Source organism: Streptomyces sp. NPDC058221, from assembly GCF_042882365.1.
In the GTDB taxonomy this organism is placed as follows: Bacteria; Actinomycetota; Actinomycetes; order Streptomycetales; family Streptomycetaceae; genus Streptomyces.
On record NZ_JBHVWF010000119.1, the window covers coordinates 1 to 20428 of the forward strand.

Genomic DNA, 20428 nt, shown 5'->3' on the forward strand with positions numbered 1-20428 from the left:
GCGCCGGTCCCGACCCCGGAGGTCCTGTGGCGCAAGCCGCCCGTGCTCGCGATCGCCGCCGTTCCGGGGACGGCACTCGGCCGCCTCGGTGAGCCGTCGACCGCGTCCCCGGCGGCGTGGGCCGCGGCAGGAGCCGCCGTCCGGCAGTTGCACGAGGCGCCGTTGCCGCCCTGGCCGGGCCGGCGCCGCCGGGGTCCCGACGAGTTGGCGGCGGAACTCGACGGCGAGTGCGAGTTGCTCGTGACGAACGGCGTTCTGCCCGCCGACCTGGTCACCCGCAACCGCCAGGTCGCCGAAGCCGCGCTCCGGCCGTGGACTCCGGTGTTCACACACGGCGACCTGCAGATCGATCACGTCTTCGTCGACGGCGCCCAGGTCACCGGCATCATCGACTGGTCCGAGGCGGGCCGCGGTGACGCCCTGTTCGACCTCGCCACCTTGACGCTCGGACACGAGGAGCACCTCGGCGACGTCATCGCCGGCTATGGCACCGACATCGATCTCGACGTGCTGCGCGCGTGGTGGTCGTTGCGAAGCCTGCTGGGGGTGCGCTGGCTGGTCGAGCACGGATTCGACCCGTCCGCGCCGGGCTGTGAGGTCGACGTACTGAGATCCCGGATGTGAGGCTGCGCGAGCGCGCCGGCGGCGGCGCACGGACCACTCCCTCCGGGATGAGCCCAGCGCTCCTTGAACTGGTCGAAACCCTCCAAGGCCGGCTGGTCATCGTTGTGCCGGATGAGGTCACCACCCGAATCCGTACGGTCGCAGACTTGCAGGACGCGGTGGGCCAGCTCATGGGCACCGCTGTCCACTCCTGCGAGCCGACCCCAAGGACCTGATCGTGAGCGAACGCGTTATCGCCCCCAAGAGCCGCGGTTTCCTCTTCTTCGACTCCCACCCGGCCGGCTGTCGGAAGCTGGTGGACGACATGTGGCAGGCCGTGCCCGAAGGCCGGCCCCGGGGAGAGGGGCCGGTGGCGCTCGTCATCGGCTCGTCCGCCGGATACGGGCTGGCCGCCACGATCGCCGGGCTCGCCCGTACCGGAATCCGCGGCATCGGGGTGTGCTTCGAGAAGGCACCCGGCCGGCGCACCGGGACCGCCGGGTGGTACCGCACCGCAGCCACCGCCGAGCTGGCCCGCGAGCACGGCCACGACATGGTCTTCCTCAACGGAGACGCCTTCTCCGACGCGATGAAGGACCAGGTCTCCGATCTCCTCAAGCAGCGCTACGGGCGCCTGGACCACCTGATCTACTCGGTGGCCGCTCCTCGACGCACCGATCCGGACACCGGCACCACCTACGCCTCCGTCCTCAAGCCGATCGGCGCCCCCTGCACGACCAAGACCCTCGTCTTCGACGCCGACGCCGGCCCTCGGGTGACCGAGGTGGAGAGCGCCCCGGCAATGGACGACGACATCGAGCAGACCACCGCGGTGATGGGCGGCGCGGACTGGGAACGGTGGATCGGCCACCTCGCCGGCAGGGACCTGCTCGCCAACGGTTTCTCCACCGCCGCGCTCTCCTACATCGGCTCACCGCTGACCGCGGGCATCTACCGCCAGGGCACCATCGGTGCGGCCAAGGCTCACCTCGAAGCCACCGCCCGCACCCTCGACGAGCGACTGGACAAGCTGGTCGGCGGCCGCGCCCTCACCTCCGTCAACGGGGCCGCCGTCACCCAGTCCTCCACCGCCATCCCCGGCATCGCCCTGTATGTCGGGCTGCTGCGCGGCGTGCTGGGTCCGGATATGGTCCCGCCGGTCAGCCAGCTCACCGGCCTGTGGGACCAGCTCACCGGCGCCCGCCCCCTCACCCTCGACGACGAAGGCCGCCTGCGCCTGGATCTGTGGGAACTCGCCCCCGCCGTGCAGGCAGCCGTCACCGACCGCTGGAACCGTGCCACCACCGACAGCATCTCCGACCTGGCCGACCTGGACTGGTTCCACGCCGAGGTCCAGCGCCTGTACGGCTTCGCCGTACCCGGCGTCGACTACACCGCCCCCGTCGAGACCGACATCCCCTGGCCGGGCCCGGGCGCCTGACGCCCCTGCGGCTCAACCGGGCAGACACCCTGCCCACGGCGCACGGGTCGCAGAAGTCACAGCGGGTCACCGAGCGGCCCGTGCTCCTCCTCCAGGGCATTGGTCCAATGAGCGGACCAGTCCGGCTGGGTGCCGTCCGCATCGGTGAACCCGTACTCCTCGTACAGGCCCCAGGTGGCCAGGGCCCGCCCGGTCCTGGCCATGATGCTGCGGTCCGCGGCCAGGGCGGCGACGGCTCGCCCCAGATAGGTGGGGGTTTCGGAGTGAGCGAAGTGGGGGTCCCTGGCCGCGCCGTCGCGCCAGTTGGCCTCGGTGACACCGAAGCCCTCCAGCATGGCCTCCGAGCGCAGGAAACCGGGAGTGACAGCCACCGCCGCGACACCGTGCTGCTTCAGCTCCGCCGCCTGGGCCACGGCGAGGCGGATCACGGCAGACTTCGCAAGGTCGTAGAAGAACGAGCCCCGGTACCTGGCTGTGTTGCCGTCGGTGACCTCCACCACCAGACCGCTCTTACGGGCCACCATCAGCGGAAGTGCGAACCGGCTGGTGATCACATGGGTCTCCACGGCCCGCCGTAGCAGCCGCAGGCCGGTGTCCAGGTCCTGCTCCCACAAGGGGTGCTCCCAGTCGGTCAGCGGGTCGCCGCCCCACACGGAGTTGACCAGGATGTCGAGCCGACCGCGCTGCTCTGCCGCGATCCGGTCGACCAGCGCGCGGACGTCCTCCGGGTCGCTGTGGTCAGCGCGCACGGCGATGCCGGTGCCGCCGGCTGCGGCGATCAGTTCGGCGGTCTCCTCGATGGTCTCCGGACGCTCCAGGTCGGAGCGTCCGGCCCTGCTGCTGCGGCCGGTGACGTACACGGTGGCACCCGCCGCTCCGAGCGCGACGGCGATGCCCCGCCCCCCGCCCCGGGTGCCCCCCGCGACCAGGGCGACCTTCCCGGCCAGCGGCTGTTCGGCGTTCGTCATGACTCCTCCGAGCTGGTGCTGTCGTTGGACGGGATGTGAGGCGACACGATGGTGCCGACTTCCTGCCGGAGTCGCTGGGGCAACGTGCCCTGACGGTCGAGCGCCCAGGTCAGGCCGACACCGGCGATGATCGCCTGAACGGATCCGGCCAGCGCTGCCGTATCCGTTCCGGCCCGGAGCTCCCCCGAGGACACGGCGGCGGTCAACAGTGTCTCGATCGCTCTTCCCTGGGCCCGGTGAATGGCCAGGGCGTGCTCGTGCAACTGAGGGTCGGTCAGATCCATGCACAGGAAAGCCAGGTGATTGGCGAAGCTCTCCGGCGTGGTCATGTGAGCCATCGACTCCACCGCCAGCACCGTCAGCGCCGCCAGGGCGGAAGTCCGCTCCGTCCACACCTGCTCGTACCTTGCGTCCGCGTCCTGCGCAGACTGCTTGGCGAGTGCCACCAGCAGACCGTGCTTGGAGCCGAAACGCTGCACGAGCGTGCCGGCCACCAGTCCCACCTCGCCGGCCACGGCCGCCAGCGTGAGCCCCGCAGGACCCACCCGGCCAATCACCTCGGCCGCCCCACGCAGAATCACCGAATCCTCGACGGCTCGGGGACGCCCGGCCATTAACGCCTCCAGTTAATAAATGATGGTTCATTTATTAAATCAGCCGCCATCCCCGCCCACAAGCCGCGCCCCGGGGCTTCCGCCTACCGATACCGCGGTCACGGCACCCTCGGCGTACCGGCAACACGGGCTTCGGACGTTCCTCCGAACGAATGCGCATCTGCCATGGAGGTTCGCATTACACATTGTAAATGCAAACCCAAAGCCCTTACTGTGTGGCACATGCAGTCCTACGCCACTGGACAGACCGCTCTTCTGCTCGGCGCCGGCCCCGACACCGCGCGCCGCCGGGCGGACGCCGGACGGGTCGCGGCATGCCGCGGCGAAAGAGGCCACCGCCTCGTGGACGCCCGGGCCCCGGCCGCGTTCTCCGTTGCGGTCGCCCAGGGCGGTACCGGCAGGAGCGACGCGTCCCGCGTCAGGTCGACCACCGTGCACGCCGACCGCACCTGACCCGGCGCCCCGAAGACCCCACAGCTCCACCCAGCGGCGTCGCCCGTCCCCGACGCGGCTCGCACCATCCGCTCGGACGGCACCAGCCGACCACGTTCCGCAAGGAGTCCGACCCTCATGTCCCTCGCCTTCACCAGACGCCGTACCGCGGCCGCGATCCTCACGGCCGCTCTCCTCGTCCCGCTGGCAGCCTGTGGCAGCGACAACGACAAGAAGGACTCGGACGCCGAGGCCACCGCATCCGGTTCCGATGTACCGAAGGCCGACCTGACCGTGCTGGCCGCATCGTCCCTGACCGACGTCTTCAAGACGGCAGGTGCCGCGTACGAGAAGGAGCACCCCGGCACCGAGGTGAAGTTCTCCTTCGCCGGTTCTCAGGAGCTCGCCGCCCAGGTCAAGCAGGGCGCACCCGCCGATGCCCTGGTCACCGCGGACACCAAGACGATGGACGGCCTCACGTCCGACACCGGGAAACCGACCGTCATCGCCAAGAACCGCCTGGTGATCGCCACCGGCAAGGGCAACCCGGAGAAGATCGACAACCTCAAGGACCTCTCCGACACCGAGCTGAAGGTGGTGCTGGCCGCCCCCGAGGTGCCGGTGGGCCGCTACAGCAAGCAGATCCTGGACGCCCAGAAGATCGCGGTGAAGCCGGTCTCGCAGGAGCCGAACGTCCGCGCCGTCCTCAGCAAGGTCGAGCTCGGTGAGGCCGATGCGGGTCTCGTCTACAAGACGGATGCCGCCACGGCCACCGACAAGGTCGAGGCCATCGACATTCCCGATGCGCAGAACGCCGTCGCCTCATACCCGGCTGCGACTCTGAAGGCCACGAAGAACAGTGCGGCCGCGGCGGCGTTCGTGAAGTGGCTCGCCACCCCGGAGGCCCTGAAGATCCTTACCGACGCCGGCTTCCAGCGGCCGTAACCGGTGACCGCCCGCACGGTGTTTACTGCTTCAGGGACTTCCAGCTTCAGGGACTTCGATGAGACGCATTCGCAGCCGCGCCACCGGCCCTCGCGCACCGATCGCCCTGGCGATCCCCGCGCTGTTGGCCATCGCCTTTCTGCTGCTGCCGCTGATCGGGATCCTCGCCCGCACCTCATGGGGCGATCTGGGCACCCACCTGACCAGCCCCGGGACCACCCAGGCGCTGAAGCTCTCGCTGCTGGTCTCCTTCTGGGCGCTCGGGCTCTCGCTCGTACTCGGTGTGCCGCTGGCCTGGCTGCTGGCCCGTACCGATTTTCCGGGCAAGACCTTCGTCCGCTCCCTCGTACTCCTGCCGATGGTGCTGCCGCCGACGGTGGGCGGTGTCGCGCTGCTGCTCGGTTTCGGCCGCCGCGGCCTGATCGGGCCGTGGCTGGAGGACACGTTCGGCATCACGCTGCCCTTCCACACCTCCGGCGCGGTCCTGGCGGCGACGTTCGTCGCGATGCCGTTCCTCGTCATCAGTCTCGAAGGGGCGCTCGGCGGGCTGCGGCCGCGCTACGAGGAGACGGCCTCCTCCCTGGGAGCCTCGCCGGTACGGGTGTTCTTCACCGTCACGCTGCCCATGGTCGCTCCCGGTCTCGCGGCCGGAGCGGCACTCACCTGGGCGCGGGCGCTCGGCGAGTTCGGCGCCACCATCACCTTCGCCGGGAACCTTCCCGGGACCACCCAGACCCTGCCCCTCCAGGTCTACCTGCTTCTCCAGGACAATCCGGAAGCCGCCACCTCGGTCTCCCTGCTCCTGCTCGCCATCGCGATGCTCGTCCTCATCGGGCTGCGAGGACGCTGGACCGGCACCCCGAGCGCGGCACCGGCCGGGGTGCCCGCCCCGGTGGACGAGCCGCCCCCCGGCCCTTCGCCCGACATCCGGACGGATCCGCCGGGCAAGGGCGATGCCGACGGCACCCTGGACAGCTGGCCGCTGCACGCCGAGGTCACCGGTTTCAACGAGCTCACTCTCGACGCCGACGCCGGCACCACCATCGCCGTCGTCGGCCCCAACGGCGCCGGCAAGACGACCCTGCTGCGCGCCCTGCTGGGACTGACCCCGCGCGCCCACGCCGCGCTGCGGCTCGGCGAGCTGGACGTCAGCGCACTGCCCACGCACCGCCGCGGGGTCGCCTGGGTCCCCCAGGACGGTGCGCTGTTCCCTCACCTCGGCGCACTCGCGAACACCGCCTACGGGCTGCGCGCCCAGGGCGTACCGCGCGCCGAGGCCCGCCGCCGGGCCCAGCAGTGGCTCGACCGTCTCGGCGTGGGGCATCTGAGTGCCCGCAAGCCGTCCCAGGTCTCCGGCGGCCAGGCCCAGCGCATCGCTCTGGCCAGGGCGCTCGCCACCCGGCCGCGGCTGCTGCTGCTCGACGAGCCACTGGCCGCGCTCGACCAGACCACCCGCGCACAGGTACGGCACACCCTGCGCACCCACCTCGCCGGCTTCGGCGGTGTCTGTCTGATCGTCACCCACGATCCGGTGGAGACCGTGTCCCTCGCCGACCGCGTCCTCGTCCTGGACGACGGCCGTGTCCTCCAGGACGCCCCGCCCGGCGAGGTCACCCGGCACCCCCGCTCCCCCTGGGTCGCCCGCATGCTGGGCCGCAACGCCTGGCCCGGCACCGCGACCGCCGACGGACTCGAACTCCGGGACGGCGGCCTCCTCGTCCTCGCGGACCCGCTGCCGGCCGGTGCCCCGGCACTCGCGGTCATCGCCCCCGAAGCCGTCTCCGTCCACCGTGCCGAGCCCGGCGGCAGCCCGCGCAACATCTGGGCGGGCACCGTCCGGGAGATCACCACCAGCGGCAGTCGGCTGCGCGTCCTGATCACCTCACCGCAGGCACCGGACCTCGTCGCCGAGATCACCCCCCAGGCCGCGGCCGAACTCGGTCTGGCCGACGGGGTACCGGTGTGGACCAGCGTCAAGGCGACCGAAGTGACGACCGTGGCACTTTAGGCAGCGTCGGCAGAAACCGCCCGCCTCTCATCTCCGCGGACTGACTCCCGCCATGGTCAGCCCGAGCAGCCGGTCCGCCTCGGCTGCGGGGTCCTCGTGATGTTCCGTCGCCAGGGCGATACCGGAGATCAGCGCGACCAGATCGGCGACGGTCACGCCGGGTGTCACCGCGCCCTCCCGGGCGGCGCGCACCAGCAGCGGATCGGCCGCACCGGTGAGCTTCGTCGAGCAGGCGTTCACATGGGCCTCGTCCGGGCCGTCCGCCGCGTCGAGGGCCAGCGCGGTGGCCAGTCCACGGGCGGACGCGGCGTATGCGGTGAGGGCGCTGAGCCACTCCAGCAGCGCGTCGCGGGCGTCCGCCGCGCCGGCGAGGTCGACGGCGAGGGCGCACAACGCCTCGATCCTTTCGCGGAAGACCGCCTCCAACAGCGCGCGCCTGCTGGGAAAGTGCCTGCGCACCGTGGCCGATCCGACCCCCGCGATGCGGGCGATCCGTTCCAGGGAGGCATCTGCGCCGTGCGCGGCGACCTCCTCCTCCGCCACGTCGAGGATGCGCGTGTAGTTGCGACGGGCGTCCGCGCGCTGGCCGGGCATGGCGTCTCCTTCTGGGTTCCGAGTGACCTCACCGGTGCTCGCTTGCTAAGTGGCGGGCCCCTCCGTATCGTATCGAACCAGAAACGGCGGGGCCCGCCGTTTAGTCTCTGCGCGTCATTCGAGGAGCATCATGTCCACGGATCCCACATCTGCGCCGGTCCTCGTGACCGGCTCCACCGGCCGGCAGGGCGGCGCCACGGCGCGCGCCCTGCTCGCGGCGGGCATCCCCGTCCGGGCACTGGTCCGCGACTCCGCCACCGAGCGGGCCAGGGCCGTCGAGAAGCTCGGCGCCGAACTCGTCACGGGCGACCTCCTCGACCGCGACTCGGTCACCCGGGCCGCCGAGGGGACCCGCGCCGTCTTCTCGGTGCAGATGCCCGACCTGGCCGGCCGGGGCTTCGAGGGGGAGCTGGCCCAGGCGGTCAATCTGATCGAGGGCTCGCTGTCCGCCGGCGTGCCGCAGTTCGTGCACACCTCCGTCTCCGGCGCCGGACAGCACACCGAGGCGCCCGGCTGGGCCGAGGGCCGCTGGGCCGCGATGGAGCCCTACTACGCCACCAAGGCCGCAATCCAGGACCGGGTCCGTGAGGCGGGCTTCGCGCACTGGACCCTGATCAAGCCGGGCTTCTTCATGGAGAACTTCCTCCCCTCCATGGCCTTCCTGTTCCCGCGCGGTGTCGAGGGCGGTCTGGTGAGCGTCCTCAAGCCCGCGACCCGGCTCTCCCTGGTGGCCGTGGACGACATCGGCACGGCCGCGGCAGCAGCATTCGCCGCGCCGGAGCGGTTCGACGGGGTCGAGCTGGAGCTGGCGAGCGACTACCTGACCATGACGGACATCGCCGCGATCCTTTCCCGCTCCCTGGGCGCCGGGCTGGCCGCGCCCGACATGACCGAAGAGGAGGCCACCGCCGCCGGAATGCCGGGCATGGGAGCCTCGCACGAGCGCATGAACGTGGTCGGCCAGCCCGCACGCCCGGAGTTCGCACGCACCCTCGGCATCCCGCTCACGCCGTTCGAGGAGTGGGCACAGGCACACCTGCGGACCGGGGCCTGACGACGGCCGGCCCCGGGCCGCGGGCCCACGGACCGGACACCCTTGTGCGCGGCAGGCCGATCGCCGGTCAGCTCAGCTCACCGAGGTGAGCCGGGCGTACACGACGACGTTGCTGTCGTAGCCGGCCTTCCGGGAGAAGCCGCCGCCACAGGTGAGCACCCGCAACTCCGGCTCGGAGGAGTCCGCGTAGACGCGGTCGGCCGGGAAGTCGCTCTTGCTGACGACCTCCACGGCGTACACGGAGAAGACAGCGGTACTGCCGTCGGCGCGGCGGATCTCCATGCGGCGCCCCTTCTCGAGTGCGCCGAGACCGTAGAAGACTGCGGGGCCCGCCTTGTTGTCGACATGACCGACGACCACGGATGTGCCGGGTTCACCGGGGGTGGCGGAACCGTCGTACCAGGCAGCCAGGTTGTTGTCCGTCAGCGGCGGTGCGTCGATCCAGTTGTCCGCCCCGAGCCCGACCTTCCCCACCGGGGCGTCGACACCGATCGAGGGGATCGTGATCCGTTCGGGCGCGGAGCGAGGCAGGGGTGCGGGCGGCGGCCCCTTGGGCCACGCACCGGCGCCCGAGGGACCGGACGGGTCGCCCACGGCCGAGGCGGGCTGGGGCGGTCCGGCGGATCCCCCGAAGCCCTGCCTGATCAGCGACAGGCCGATCAGCAGGACGACGGCGAGGGTGCTCCAGCGCGGGCCGCTGCGCCCGGTGCCCGCGCCGTTCCGGTCCCGCCGTGCGGCTGCGGCCGGCTCAGGGAGTTCAGCGGGCTCGGTCCACTCGTGCCACACGGCTCTGCGCACGACTCCTCCACCTCCCGGTCCGGTGACGGCCGGGCCCGGCCCCACGCCGGGGCCAGGTCCGAGTGTTGCTGCGGTCAGGCGTTGCCGCCGGTGCGGCGGCGCAGCTTGAGGGCACCGAATCCCAGCACCCCGGCAACCAGGGCCGCCCCGCCGCCGATCTGCCCCGGGCTCATGCCGGCGACGCTGCCACCGGCACCGGCACGGACGCCGTTGTCGGGCTTCACCGGACCCGTGTGGTCGCCGTGGCCCGAGCCGCTTCGGATGGTCAGCGGCGTGGTGCCCTTCTCCCCCTTGCAGTCGAAGGTCACGTCGTACTCGGCGCCCGGCTTCGCGTCGTCGTCCACCCGGGCGGTGGCCGAGTGCCCCTCCTCAAGAGTGACGGTGTCGAAGACCCCGGAGGAGACGGTCACCGACGGGACCTCGCAGCCGGTGGCGTTGAGGGTCACCGTGCCGCCGGGTGCGACCGTCGACGGGGAGACGGTGAAGCCGAACGACGTGATGTTGTGGTTCCCGTCGTCGGCCAGGGCCGCCGGGGCAGTGACACCGAGGGCGGCGACCCCGAGCAGAGCAGCAGAAGCGACACGTATCACGCGCATGATCAATCTCCGGATCCTCGAAAGGCAGCTGCGGACCTTTTGTCCGCATGAGCGAGCTTTACCCCTCGGCACAGGTGACGCTAAGTGGCACCCGGGTGACCCGCCACTCGACCGCCTCACCCCTCAGCGCCGAATGGAGCAGCACCTGACCGGCCGGCCGCCGAGGTGATGCTCAGCAGTCTGACGGGGTCCGCGGACCGAGAGACGAAGCATGACGTCTGCGGCATAGCAGGCCGAATGATGGGCGCCCCTTTCGATCGAAACGATCAATTGCGTCGATTCCATTGAGCGATTGAACGCATGCGTGCTAAAAACCGGCTGACTTCACCGCGCTCGCCCGCCCATCTCCTGGCCTCCGGAGCACCCATGACACCCCCTCCTCCCCCACCCCACTGGTCCCGCCGCACGTTCCTGACGGCCACCGGCGGCACCGCGCTCGCGGCCGGCCTGACCGGGACCGGGACCGGCGCCGCCTCGGCCGCCCCCGCCACCACCGCACCGGCCGCCGACGGGACCGATGGCGCCTTCGGCACGCTGCGCACCAAGTGGCGCACCCTGATCCTGGGCGAGGGCTTCAGCCCGACAGCGGAACCCTTCCGGACGAAGCTCGCCACGCTCGGCACCCAGGCGACCGGCTTCCGGACCACCATGGCTCCGGCGGCCGGCTCGCTCTGGCCGGGCCTCGGCTACGCCGACCCGTCCCCGGACACCGACCAGGAGTCGTACGGCTACTCGGCCCGGATGAACGACAGCTTCACCCGGCTGAGCACCATGGCCCAGGCCTACGTCCAGCCGGGCACCGGAGTCACCGGGGACACGGCCCTGCGCGACGCCGTCATCACCGGCCTGGACCACCTCTGCTCGGACGTCTACAGCGCGGACGCCGAGCCCTTCGGGAACTGGTGGAACTTCCAGATCGGCTCGCCCCAGGCGCTCATGGACACCGCCGTGCTGCTCCACGAGCATCTGTCGGCCGAGCAGCTGGCCACGTACTGCCGGTCGGTGGACAGGTTCCTGCCGGACTCGGCGGTGGCGAAGTACACCGGCACCAGCACCGGGGCCAACCGGGTCGACCTGTGCCGCGGGATCATCCTGCGCGGTGTCGTCGGCGGCAGCGCGGAGAAGATCGCGCTGGGCCGTGACGCGCTGTCCCCGGTCTTCCCCTACGTCACGACCGGCGACGGCTTCTACGCCGACGGCTCGTTCGTCCAGCACACCGACGTCCCGTACATCGGGGGCTACGGCGCGGTCCTCCACGACGGCCTCGGCCGGCTGTTCGCACTGCTGCGGGACTCGACGTGGCAGGTGGACGACCCGGGCAGTCAGCTCTTCCTGGACACCGTCGACAACGCCATCGCCCCGTTCATCTACGACGGCCTGATGATGGACAACGTCTCCAGCCGGGGCATCAGCCGCGGTCTGACGGAGGCCGACTCCTTCCAGCTGCCGCAGGACGACCACACCCGCGCGCACAGCGTGATGGCCTCGGTGGTCCTGGTCGGGCAGGGAGCGAGCGCCGAGGAGCGGGCCCGCTGGAACTCCATGGTCAAGGGCTGGCTGCAACGCGACTCGTACGGCCCCGCGCTGAAGAATCCGAAGCTGAGCCTGGTCAACACGGCCCTGTTGCAGAAGCTGTTCGACGACGACGCGGTGAAGGCGTCACCCGAGCCGGCCGAGCACCGGACCTTCCACAACATGGACCGTGCCACCCACCGCCGTCGTGACTGGGGCGCGTCGGTCTCCATGGCCTCCGCCCGCATCGCACACTACGAGTTCGGCAACGGCGAGCACGCCCGCGGCTACCACACCGGGTCGGGGTGGCTGTCCTGGTGGGGCGGCGACCACGGCCTGGGGCAGTACTCGGACACCTACTGGCCGACCGTCGACCCGTACCGGCTGCCCGGGATCACCGTCTCGAAGAAGCCCCTTCCGGACGGGTTCGGCGGCGACTGGGGCAACCCGAAGCCGGACACCGCCTGGGTGGGCGGTACCACCGACGGCGAGTTCGGCACCACCGGACAGCATCTGCGGGGCATCGGCAGCACGATGACCGCGAAGAAGTCGTGGTTCTGGCTCGACGACTCGATCGTCTGCCTCGGCGCGGGCATCACCTCGGCCGACGGCACCCCCGTAGAGACGGTGATCGACAACCGCAACCTGGGTGCGTCCGGCACCGCCGTGCTCACCCTCAACGGCATCCCGCAGCCGGGCACCCAGGGCCGGCACACCACACGCAGTCACATCAGGTGGGCGCACATCCGGGGCCACGCCGGCTATGTCTTCCCGCAGGCGGGCGGCGCCCGGGTCAACGCCCTGCGCGAGGAGCGGACCGGCGCGTGGAAGGACATCAACGCCGGCAGTTCGCCCACCCCGTTCACCCGCCGCTACCTGACGCTGTGGCAGGACCACGGCACCGACCCGCAGGACGCCTCGTACGCCTACATCCTCATGCCCGGCGCCGGTGAACTCCGCACAGCCGCCCGCGCCCTCGACCCGCTGTGGCTGCGGATCCTCGCCAACACCTCGCGTCAGCACGGCATCCACGTCCCCTCGCTCGGCTTCACCGGGATCAACTTCTGGTCCGCGGGTACGGTCGGCAAGGTCACGGCCGACGCACCGGTGAGCGTGCAGATCCGGGAGCGGCGCGACGGAACGGCGACGGTCTCGGTGGCCGACCCGTCCCGCAGCGTCAAGGGCCTGACCCTCGTCTGGAAGCGGGCGGTCACGTCCGTTGTCTCGAAGGCCCCTGCGGTCACCGATGCCCGGACCGGTCCCTCCCTCGCCCTCACGTTCGGCGACCTCAGCGGCAGCTACGGAGCGACGCACCGGGTCAAGGTCCGCACAGCCTGACCCGAGGCGCCTTCGTCCCGGGCCCGCCGCCCCGTGCGCGCGGGCACCGGACCGGCACCATCCATCCACGCCCCTCACCTCCGCGGGCTGCCCCACCGGCCGGCGGAGGTGCCCCACTCGGGAGGTCCGACCATGCGCAAGTCCCTTCTCGCCACTGCCGCCGCGACGTTCGCCTGGTGTCTCGTGGCAGCCCATCCCGCCGGTGCGTCCGTGATCTGGAACGGCGATGCCTCGGCGGGGACAGCCGCATTCGGCGGAGTCCTGTGCGACTCCCCCGGCAGCGTCACCGCTCAGGACAACAACGACGGCCGGGGCACGGTGTTCAAGTTCAACAAGCCGCTCGGGCTGCTGCGTTGCGAGGCCCACGGCATCGAAGTCGGCGGCTCCCGCTACACGTTCAGGAACAACAGCACCTACTACCTGGGCTGGGACACCTCGACCAACACCCCGGACGCGGGGACGATCTTCCAGTGGAAGTCGTACGGCACCAACGACGAGAACCAGCAGAACTATCCGGTCCTGATGAAGGTCGAGGGCGGGGTCCTCAAGCTCTTCCACATCGAGGTGGGCGAGGTCTGGACCCTCAAGTGGTCGACCCCGGTGACGACCAGCACGTACAAGCGGATCGTGCTCGGCATCCACACCTCCACCGACGCGTCCACCGGCTGGGTCGAGGCGTACTACAACGGCTCGAAGGTCGCGGAGTTCTCCGGCCGTACCTGGGACGACCTGGGCAACGACACCCGGTGGGGCAGTTACGGAGCCGAGGTGCAGGACAAGCGGGTCATCAACTGGGTCGACGGGCTGAAGGTCGGCACCACGTACGCGGATGTGGCGACCTAAGTGTGTTGAACCGCAGCGTTGTTGACTCGGCTGATGGGTGGCTTGCCGTCGAGGCGGCAGAGCCCTTCGGCTTGGGCCGGCCTCGGTAGTGGCCATCGCGCCCGTGGGCGGGGCAGCCGCGGAGGCTGATCCCCGGATCCGGGCCCCGGGCCGTGCGAGGGCCTTGCCCGCTATCGCGCGTGGCCCGGGGCTGAGGGTGAGGAGGCTCTGAGCTGGGATCACGGGAGGGGCGGCAGACTGCTCAGCTACCTGGCCGAGGCATCGCTCCCGCCCCTCTCCGCCGGAATCCGTATCATCCGGCTCATGACTCGTGTGCGACGTCGCGTGATCAAGGCCATGGTGGCGACGCTCGGCTCCGCGGCCCTGGTGGCGTGGGTGCTGATGCTGCTGCCATCCGTCAACGACGCCGTCCTCGGCGACAAGCCGCGCGAGCGGAAGGATTTCGCGCGCATGTGTGAGGGGGGTGAGCCGTTCCCGCGTGCGGCGTCGTACGAGCCGGGTTCGGCACCGCACCCATGGGTGGTCATCGAAGACGGGTGGGACCCGTACTCCTCCATGGGCACGACAAAGAAGGAGTCGGCGGGGAGGAAGGATCCGGATCCGGATTCGGTGCAACTGGTGGCGTGCAGCGCGGTGTCCGGGTCGATACCGGATACGGATATCCCCTGCGTGTACGACCGACACGGTGTGGGCGCGGCCACCATGAGCATCAAGTTCGCCCAGGGCCGCAGCACCGTATACGTCCGTGAGGCGCGGACCGGCGACCTGATCCGCAAGGCCGTGCTGGAGGGCGACGAGAAGGTGGAATGCTCCGAGACCGTCACCACCACGGAGCCTGACTACACGCGCCCGAATCGGGACGCCTACGTAGACCTGTTCGCCGAAGTTGCTGCCACCCGGGACAGCCCTTAGGCCGTGTCCGCGAAGTCTGTCGATCGTGGGTACATCGTGTTGGGGCGAGATGAGTTGACTGACGAGGCGTGGGCTGCGGTGGAGCCGTTGCTGCCACGGTCGCGTACGGGGCGGCCGGTCCCGAGGCGGACCGACTGCCAAGATTCATCTGGCCTGCGACGGACAGGGCCGCCCACTTCAGGGCCATGGCCACTCTCGCCTGCCTACGACTCCGGCTCCCATGACTTTGCGGACACGAGCCAGGACATCCGGCGGAACGGGACCGCCGCCGTCCTCATCCGGGCTCGGGAGCGAGGAGGGGTCAGCACGCTAGGAGCCCTCGTCTCCCTCGACGTTGGCCACCATCCTGCGCAGCACCCTGAGCGCGGCCACGTACTCCTCGTCGCTGATTCCCTCGTGGACCACAGCACGCAGTCCGGTCACCAGCTCGCGCAGCCGCACCCTGGCCGCCTCCCCCGCTTCGGACAGGTGCAGCCGCTGCCCCGCGTCGGTCCTGAGCCAGCCACGGTGGATCAGCTGGTCGACGACCCGCGCGATCTCGTGCTGCCCGTCCGCGAGGGGAGTCAACTGGCCGATGACCTCCTCGCGGGTCGGCGCCCCGGTCCCCCCGTGCACACGGTTCAACACCCAGTACTGCGGCTGCGTGACGTCGATCCTGGCCATGGCGTCACGCAGGTGCCGGGTGACCGACGCATGGGCGAGACCGCTCCAGTAGCCGATGGGCTGGGTGGCCAGCATGTCATCGGTGGCGGCCGGATCGGCCGGTGCCTGGTCGGTGGTGGTGCCGGTCGGCGGTTTCATGGCCGTGACGCTACAGCTCACCGGCACCGGAGAGAAAACGGTCCTGCCCCTGCACCCGGTCGTGCGCCTCACTCGCTCCGCAGGACGCCCGTACCCGCAACTCGGGGAGCAGCTCAAGGTGCTGACGCGGCGTCGGCCTGCTGCCCGACGCGCGCTCGGCCAGGCGCTGCAGAATGAGCTTCGCCGCCAGCTCCCCCACCGCACGCTTCGGCGGTGCCACGGCCGTCAGCGGTACGTCGGACAGCCCGGCGACCTCGTCGTCGTAGGCGATGACGGCCAGGTCTGCGGGGATACTGATGCCTCGGGACTGCAACCGTGGCACCAGCACGATCGCGTCCTCGTCGCTGTGGACGAGGACCGCGGTGACGCCGCGGTTCCTGACCGCGTCGACGAGGTACTCCGCCATCTCGTCGTACGCACCACGCTCCCTGACGTCCGGTGACCCCGGCACGGGCGTCAGCCCGAGCGATTCCACGGCCGCCAGGTATCCGGCAGTGATCTGCGCGGCGTGCGGCCCCTCCTGGAGCACCGCGGCGACGGACCGGTGGCCGAGTTCGGCGAGGTGGCCCACCGCTTCGGCGGCGCCGTGAGCCCGGTCGGTGCGCACCCGGTCGAGTCCCGCGGCGGGGTTGCCTGCCGGCGCCGAGCGCTCGACCAGGACGGCCGGCACGGGGCACTCCAGCAGCCACTTCTCCTGGCCACCGACGGGCACGCCGCCGAACCAGCTGGGTGCGATCAGCAGGCCCTCGGCGCCACCGGCCAGGAGGTGTTCCGCCTGCACCGGGTCCTCGGTGTCCACATAGCCCGACATCCCCAGTACCAGCCGGCCGCCGCGGGCCTCCACGGCCTCCCGGGCACCGCGCACGATGTCGGCGAAGATGAAGGTGGTGGTCGGCACGATCATTCCGATCACGGCGCCCTCCGCAGCCGGGTGCCGCGCCTCCGGTGCGGGCCGGTCCGTCGGCCACACCACGGCCCCGTGCAGCCGCCGCAGACTGCCCCGGGCGGCCAGCGTCTCCACGTCCCGCCTCAACGTCACCGCGGAGACGCCGAGTTCGGACGCAAGCTCGGCGACCCGGAGACTGCCGCGCTGCCGGACGATCTCGAGTACCCGCTCATGGCGCTGGTCGACATGCAGTCGCATGGGCTCCCCCTGTGGCAAGGCCGGACGGCCGTGGGGAGCGACTCCCCGCAGGTCACGGTATCGCCGGACAGCGTATCGAACGGTTCCGCTCAAGACGATCGTTCCGCGCATCGGTCCTGGTAACGGGAGACGTCCTGCCACGCTGGGGGAAGGAGGCGGCCTCGGCTCGGCCATGTGCCCGGCATGCTGCGGTTCGACGCCCCGACTGCCGGACAGGTGGCCCCGCACGCCTCTGCGCCGGCGGCCGAACCCGATGTGAGCTGGACCCGTAGAGGGGCAAGGGCCGACTCGGGGTGGCTCGTCAGGCTTGACCCTCACGTTGCGTGAGGCTTCATGGTGGGGTCCATGAGCGACTACTACAACGCCTTCGAGATGAGCCCCGTACCCGATCCCGGCCCGGCCGCGGTACCGCCGGAGCCGTTCCTCGGCATCTACGGAATGCCCGCGTTCGCCACGATCCCCACGAGCGATCTGGCGGCGTCGGTGGACTTCTGGATTCGAGGGCTCGGTTTCGTCGAGCTGTTCAGCATCCCCGGCCGGCTGGTGCACCTGCGCCGGTGGGCGTTCCAGGACGTACTCCTCGTCCCGGCGAGCGTCCCGGAACAGACACCAGCCATGAGCCTCAGCTTCGCGTGCGTGCTCAGCCAGGTCGATTCGCTTGTCGAGTCCTGCCGTGCGTTGCGCCCGGACTCGGTCGACGGCCCACGGGACACGCCCTGGAACACCCGCGATGTGGAGGTGATCACCCCCGAGAACGCACGGATCGTTCTCACTGCGGCGAAGCCCTTCGATCCGGCGAGTCAGGAGGCGCGAAACCTTGAGGCCATCGGGATCACCGCACCGGACCTCGGCGGCGGCGAGAATGAGGAGCATGCCTGATGCCACTTCCGCCGACGGCCTGACCGTCGGGCAGGTCGCGACGCGTCTGAGCCTGACGGTCCGCACCCTGCACCACTGGGACGAGATCGGCCTGGCGCGGCCTTCACTGCGCACGCCTGCCGGTTACCGCCTCTACACCGCTGATGAGCTGGAACGCCTGCAACGCATCGTCGTCTACCGCGAGATCGGTCTCGGTCTGGACAGGATTCGGGCCGTCCTGGACGACCCGGCCGCAGACGTGCCCGGTGCGTTGCGCGCGCAGCGCACCCAGGTTGCTGAGCGGATCGAACGCCTCAAGCGGCTCGGCGCCGGACTGGACCGGATGATCGACGCCCACGAGCACGGCCTGCTGCTGACCATCGAGCAGCAGGCCACGATCTTCGGCCCGAACTGGGACCCGGACTGGCCCGCCCAGGCCCATAAGCGCTACGGAGACACGCCGCAGTGGCAGCAGTACGCCGAACGCTCGGCCTCGCGCAGTCCGGAGGACTGGCAGGCCATCGCCGAATCCGTCGCCGGACTGGACCGCGCCCTCGGGGATGCGATGGACGCAGGTGTCACACCCGGCAGTCCGGAAGCGAATCAGCTCGTGGAGCGGCACCGCGAGGTCTTCGCCTCGTACTTCCCCCTGACCAGACAGATGCAGGTCTGTCTGGGCCGCAGGTACGAGGCCGATCCGGGGTTCACCGCCCACTACGACGGGGTCCGCCCCGGCCTCGCCACGTGGTTCCGTCAGATCGTCGACGCCAGTGCGCGCATCCACGGCATCGACCCCGACACCGCGACCTGGGAGTAGAGCGCGGTCCCGGGAGCCTGCAGCCGGTCAGCCCACACCGTGACCGGGTACGGCCAGGACCACTCCGGGCGGTCAAACCGGGCCCGATCCTCAAGAATCCCCCCTGTGCGCTCCGGGTATGGATATGACGGCCCGGACAGCCCTCAGGGCAGTTAGTCGAAGTAGTGGCCTTCCTCGATGTCAGCGATCAGCCCTGGGTGCGTGGGCAGCCAGCCGAAGCGTTCCCGGGTCAGCGCACTCGACGTCGGACTGTCGATCGGGACCAAAGGGGCGAGCGGGCCGAAGTGCCGGCTCGCCTCCTCGGCCGCCAGACTCACGGCCGGGAGCTCCAGCCGGCGGCCGATGACCTCGGCGATGTCCCTGAACGGCACCCCTTCCTCGGCGACCGCGTGCACAGGTGTACCGGGCGGGGCGGATTCCACGGCCAGCCGGAACAGGGTCGCGGCATCGCGTCGGTGCACCGACGACCAGCGGTTCGACCCGTCGCCGACGTAGGCGGACACTCCTGCCGAACGGGCCACGCCGATCAGCATCGAGACAAGACCACGCGTGTCCCCCTGGCCGTGCACGGTCGGCGCCAACCGCACCGACGACGCGCGCACGCCGCGCTCACCCATGGCGAGGACGGACGTCTCCACGGGGAGCCGCAAGCCGGTGAGTGCGTTGGGAACGGCGGGAGTCTCCTCGGTCAGCAGCCGCCCCGAGGTGCGGCCGATGACTCCCGAGGTGACCACGAAGGGTCTGCCGGTCTTCTCCAGCTCCGAACCGATCGCCTCCACGGCGTTCAGTTCGGCCTGCGCGCGGGCGGCCGAGTCGGTGGTCTCCGAGAGGTGCTTGTTGGCGGCGAAGATCACGCCGTCCGCCTCCGCTGCTCCGGCGCGCAGACTCCCGAGATCGCCGAGATCACCTCGGTGCACCGCCACGCCGGCCTTCGTCAGAGTCGCGACGGCGGCGTCGGAGCGGGCGAGACCGATGACCTGGTGACCCGCCTGGAGCAGCTCGCCGACGATGGCCGATCCGACATATCCGGTGGCTCCTGCGACGAAAATACGCACGGTGAGAGTCCTTGATCGCTTGGGGCTTGGCCCGGCGCTGCGAGGCGACGGGTTCGTTCTCCGACGGTAGGAGCCGCAGGAGCACGGCGTCCAAGACCTGTTCCGCACCACCTGATACGGATCAGGTATCACGCGTACGATGCGGAGGTGACCAGCGTTCACGTGCCCCCGGTCGACTTCGATCTACGCCTGGTGCGGTATTTCACCGTCGTCGCCGAGCACGGGAACTTCCGCCGTGCAGCGGCCGGGCTGCGGGTTGCGCAGCCTTCGTTGAGCCGGCAGATCCAGCGCCTCGAAGGGCAGTTGGGCGTCCGTCTGCTCGACCGCACGACCAGGGGCTGCGAGCTCACGGAGGCGGGACGCACCTTCCTCCCGCAGGCACAGGCACTTCTGCGCGCCGCGGAGCTGGCCGTGACGACGACGCGCGCCAGCGGGGAACCCGGCGCGGTCACGATCGGGTACGCGGGCGGGCTCGTCATCACCACCGCGGTGCGCGAGCTGCGCTCCCGCCGGCCCCTCGCCGAGGTCGCCACCCTGCACCTCGACTGGAGTGAGGTGCACACGGCCCTGCTCGACCACCGCGTGGACGTGGTCGTCGCCCGGGAACCGTTCCCCACCGACCGGCTGCGGACGACACCCCTGTACGAGGAGCCCCGGGTGCTCCTGATGCCGGCATCGCATCGCCTGGCGGGCAGGGGTTCGGTCACGGTCGACGACTTCGCCGACGAGCCCCTCGTCAGCTATCCGGACACCGCCTATGACGCCTTCTGGCGGATCAGTCCCCGCCCGGACGGACGCCCGGCACCCGTCGGCCCGCTCGTCGAGGCGCACGCGGACAAGCTCGAATCCGTCGCCGGCGGCGAGGCCCTCGCCCTGGCGCCCGCCTCCGGCGGGAACGGCGTACCCAGACACGATCTGACGGCCGTTCCGGTCAGCGGGATCGAGCCGTGCCGCGTCGTGCTCGCGACCCGTGCCCGCGAGCACAATCGCCTGGTCACGGCCTTCGTCGAGGTGGCCCGATCGCATCTCCCCGGTGATGACGCGCTCCGAGCCGGCTCCGGAGACGCGTACGGTTCCGCCTGATTCACCGCGTGA

At 70.8% G+C, this 20428-nt stretch carries 19 protein-coding genes and 1 pseudogene; 12 read left to right on the forward strand and 8 right to left on the reverse strand.

Annotation, left to right across the window (positions count from 1 at the left end):
• Together ACFVW8_RS29420 and fabV are read left to right on the forward strand one after the other, a co-directional pair.
• Nucleotides 1-624, forward strand: a 624-nt coding sequence (locus ACFVW8_RS29420) for an aminoglycoside phosphotransferase family protein (protein WP_389695239.1), incomplete at its 5' end; no start/stop codon positions are given.
• Between the two features lie 217 nt (nucleotides 625-841).
• Nucleotides 842-2044 carry an enoyl-[acyl-carrier-protein] reductase FabV gene (fabV, locus tag ACFVW8_RS29425; RefSeq protein ID WP_389695241.1) on the forward strand — a complete coding sequence of 401 codons (1203 nt, stop codon included), beginning with the start codon at nucleotides 842-844 and terminating at the stop codon, nucleotides 2042-2044.
• A gap of 56 nt (nucleotides 2045-2100) precedes the next feature.
• Here the strand turns inward: fabV and ACFVW8_RS29430 are convergent, their stop codons facing one another.
• Complete coding sequence (locus ACFVW8_RS29430) at nucleotides 2101-3012, reverse strand: SDR family oxidoreductase (RefSeq protein WP_389695243.1); 912 nt, start codon at nucleotides 3010-3012, stop codon at nucleotides 2101-2103.
• Complete coding sequence (locus ACFVW8_RS29435) at nucleotides 3009-3626, reverse strand: TetR/AcrR family transcriptional regulator (protein ID WP_389695245.1); 618 nt, start codon at nucleotides 3624-3626, stop codon at nucleotides 3009-3011. The genes ACFVW8_RS29430 and ACFVW8_RS29435 overlap by 4 nt, the downstream gene beginning before the upstream one ends.
• A gap of 222 nt (nucleotides 3627-3848) precedes the next feature.
• Here ACFVW8_RS29435 and ACFVW8_RS29440 point away from each other — a divergent pair.
• From ACFVW8_RS29440 to ACFVW8_RS29450, 3 genes and pseudogenes are all read left to right on the forward strand, one after another.
• A pseudogene (locus tag ACFVW8_RS29440) lies at nucleotides 3849-4040 on the forward strand (MerR family transcriptional regulator); the annotation flags it as partial.
• A 156-nt stretch (nucleotides 4041-4196) separates the two neighbouring features.
• Entirely contained in the window at nucleotides 4197-5003 is an 807-nt protein-coding gene (modA, locus tag ACFVW8_RS29445; RefSeq protein ID WP_389695247.1) for a molybdate ABC transporter substrate-binding protein, read from the forward strand.
• 58 nt (nucleotides 5004-5061) lie between these two features.
• Entirely contained in the window at nucleotides 5062-7011 is a 1950-nt protein-coding gene (locus ACFVW8_RS29450; RefSeq protein ID WP_389695249.1) for an ABC transporter permease, read from the forward strand.
• Nucleotides 7012-7038: 27 nt separating this feature from the next.
• Here the strand turns inward: ACFVW8_RS29450 and ACFVW8_RS29455 are convergent, their stop codons facing one another.
• Nucleotides 7039-7605: a TetR/AcrR family transcriptional regulator gene (locus tag ACFVW8_RS29455; protein ID WP_389695251.1), complete on the reverse strand. Its 567-nt coding sequence runs from the start codon at nucleotides 7603-7605 to the stop codon at nucleotides 7039-7041.
• 130 nt (nucleotides 7606-7735) lie between these two features.
• Here ACFVW8_RS29455 and ACFVW8_RS29460 point away from each other — a divergent pair, with 130 nt between their 5' ends.
• Entirely contained in the window at nucleotides 7736-8659 is a 924-nt protein-coding gene (locus tag ACFVW8_RS29460) for an NmrA family NAD(P)-binding protein (RefSeq protein ID WP_389695253.1), read from the forward strand.
• A 72-nt stretch (nucleotides 8660-8731) separates the two neighbouring features.
• Here the strand turns inward: ACFVW8_RS29460 and ACFVW8_RS29465 are convergent, their stop codons facing one another.
• Complete coding sequence (locus ACFVW8_RS29465) at nucleotides 8732-9325, reverse strand: class F sortase (RefSeq protein WP_389695284.1); 594 nt, start codon at nucleotides 9323-9325, stop codon at nucleotides 8732-8734.
• A 206-nt stretch (nucleotides 9326-9531) separates the two neighbouring features.
• Complete coding sequence (locus tag ACFVW8_RS29470; RefSeq protein WP_389695255.1) at nucleotides 9532-10053, reverse strand: hypothetical protein; 522 nt, start codon at nucleotides 10051-10053, stop codon at nucleotides 9532-9534.
• A 366-nt stretch (nucleotides 10054-10419) separates the two neighbouring features.
• On the opposite strand from ACFVW8_RS29470, the gene ACFVW8_RS29475 reads away from it, so the two are divergent.
• The 3 genes from ACFVW8_RS29475 (at nucleotide 10420) to ACFVW8_RS29485 (ending at nucleotide 14658) form a co-directional block, all read left to right on the forward strand.
• The gene (locus ACFVW8_RS29475) at nucleotides 10420-12903 is read left to right on the forward strand and encodes a polysaccharide lyase 8 family protein (RefSeq protein WP_389695257.1); all 2484 of its coding nucleotides are present in this window, start codon (nucleotides 10420-10422) and stop codon (nucleotides 12901-12903) included.
• 132 nt (nucleotides 12904-13035) lie between these two features.
• Nucleotides 13036-13746: a hypothetical protein gene (locus ACFVW8_RS29480; RefSeq protein WP_389695259.1), complete on the forward strand. Its 711-nt coding sequence runs from the start codon at nucleotides 13036-13038 to the stop codon at nucleotides 13744-13746.
• A gap of 324 nt (nucleotides 13747-14070) precedes the next feature.
• Nucleotides 14071-14658, forward strand: a complete 588-nt coding sequence (locus ACFVW8_RS29485) for a hypothetical protein (RefSeq protein ID WP_389695261.1) — start codon at nucleotides 14071-14073, stop codon at nucleotides 14656-14658.
• A 309-nt stretch (nucleotides 14659-14967) separates the two neighbouring features.
• On the opposite strand, the gene ACFVW8_RS29490 is transcribed toward ACFVW8_RS29485, so the two are convergent.
• Both ACFVW8_RS29490 and ACFVW8_RS29495 read right to left on the reverse strand, forming a co-directional pair.
• Nucleotides 14968-15459, reverse strand: coding sequence for a MarR family winged helix-turn-helix transcriptional regulator (locus ACFVW8_RS29490; RefSeq protein WP_389695263.1), 492 nt, complete (start codon nucleotides 15457-15459; stop codon nucleotides 14968-14970).
• Between the two features lie 10 nt (nucleotides 15460-15469).
• Complete coding sequence (locus tag ACFVW8_RS29495; protein ID WP_389695265.1) at nucleotides 15470-16603, reverse strand: substrate-binding domain-containing protein; 1134 nt, start codon at nucleotides 16601-16603, stop codon at nucleotides 15470-15472.
• 345 nt (nucleotides 16604-16948) lie between these two features.
• On the opposite strand from ACFVW8_RS29495, the gene ACFVW8_RS29500 reads away from it, so the two are divergent.
• On the forward strand, nucleotides 16949-17482 hold the full coding sequence (locus ACFVW8_RS29500; RefSeq protein WP_389695267.1) for a VOC family protein: 534 nt from the start codon (nucleotides 16949-16951) through the stop codon (nucleotides 17480-17482).
• Complete coding sequence (locus ACFVW8_RS29505; RefSeq protein ID WP_389695269.1) at nucleotides 17475-18278, forward strand: MerR family transcriptional regulator; 804 nt, start codon at nucleotides 17475-17477, stop codon at nucleotides 18276-18278. Before ACFVW8_RS29500 ends, ACFVW8_RS29505 begins: the two co-directional genes overlap by 8 nt.
• 152 nt (nucleotides 18279-18430) lie before the next feature.
• Here the strand turns inward: ACFVW8_RS29505 and ACFVW8_RS29510 are convergent, their stop codons facing one another.
• The gene (locus ACFVW8_RS29510; protein ID WP_389695271.1) at nucleotides 18431-19333 is read right to left on the reverse strand and encodes an SDR family oxidoreductase; all 903 of its coding nucleotides are present in this window, start codon (nucleotides 19331-19333) and stop codon (nucleotides 18431-18433) included.
• Between the two features lie 147 nt (nucleotides 19334-19480).
• On the opposite strand from ACFVW8_RS29510, the gene ACFVW8_RS29515 reads away from it, so the two are divergent.
• Nucleotides 19481-20416: a LysR family transcriptional regulator gene (locus ACFVW8_RS29515; RefSeq protein ID WP_389695273.1), complete on the forward strand. Its 936-nt coding sequence runs from the start codon at nucleotides 19481-19483 to the stop codon at nucleotides 20414-20416.
• Nucleotides 20417-20428: the final 12 nt, after the last annotated feature.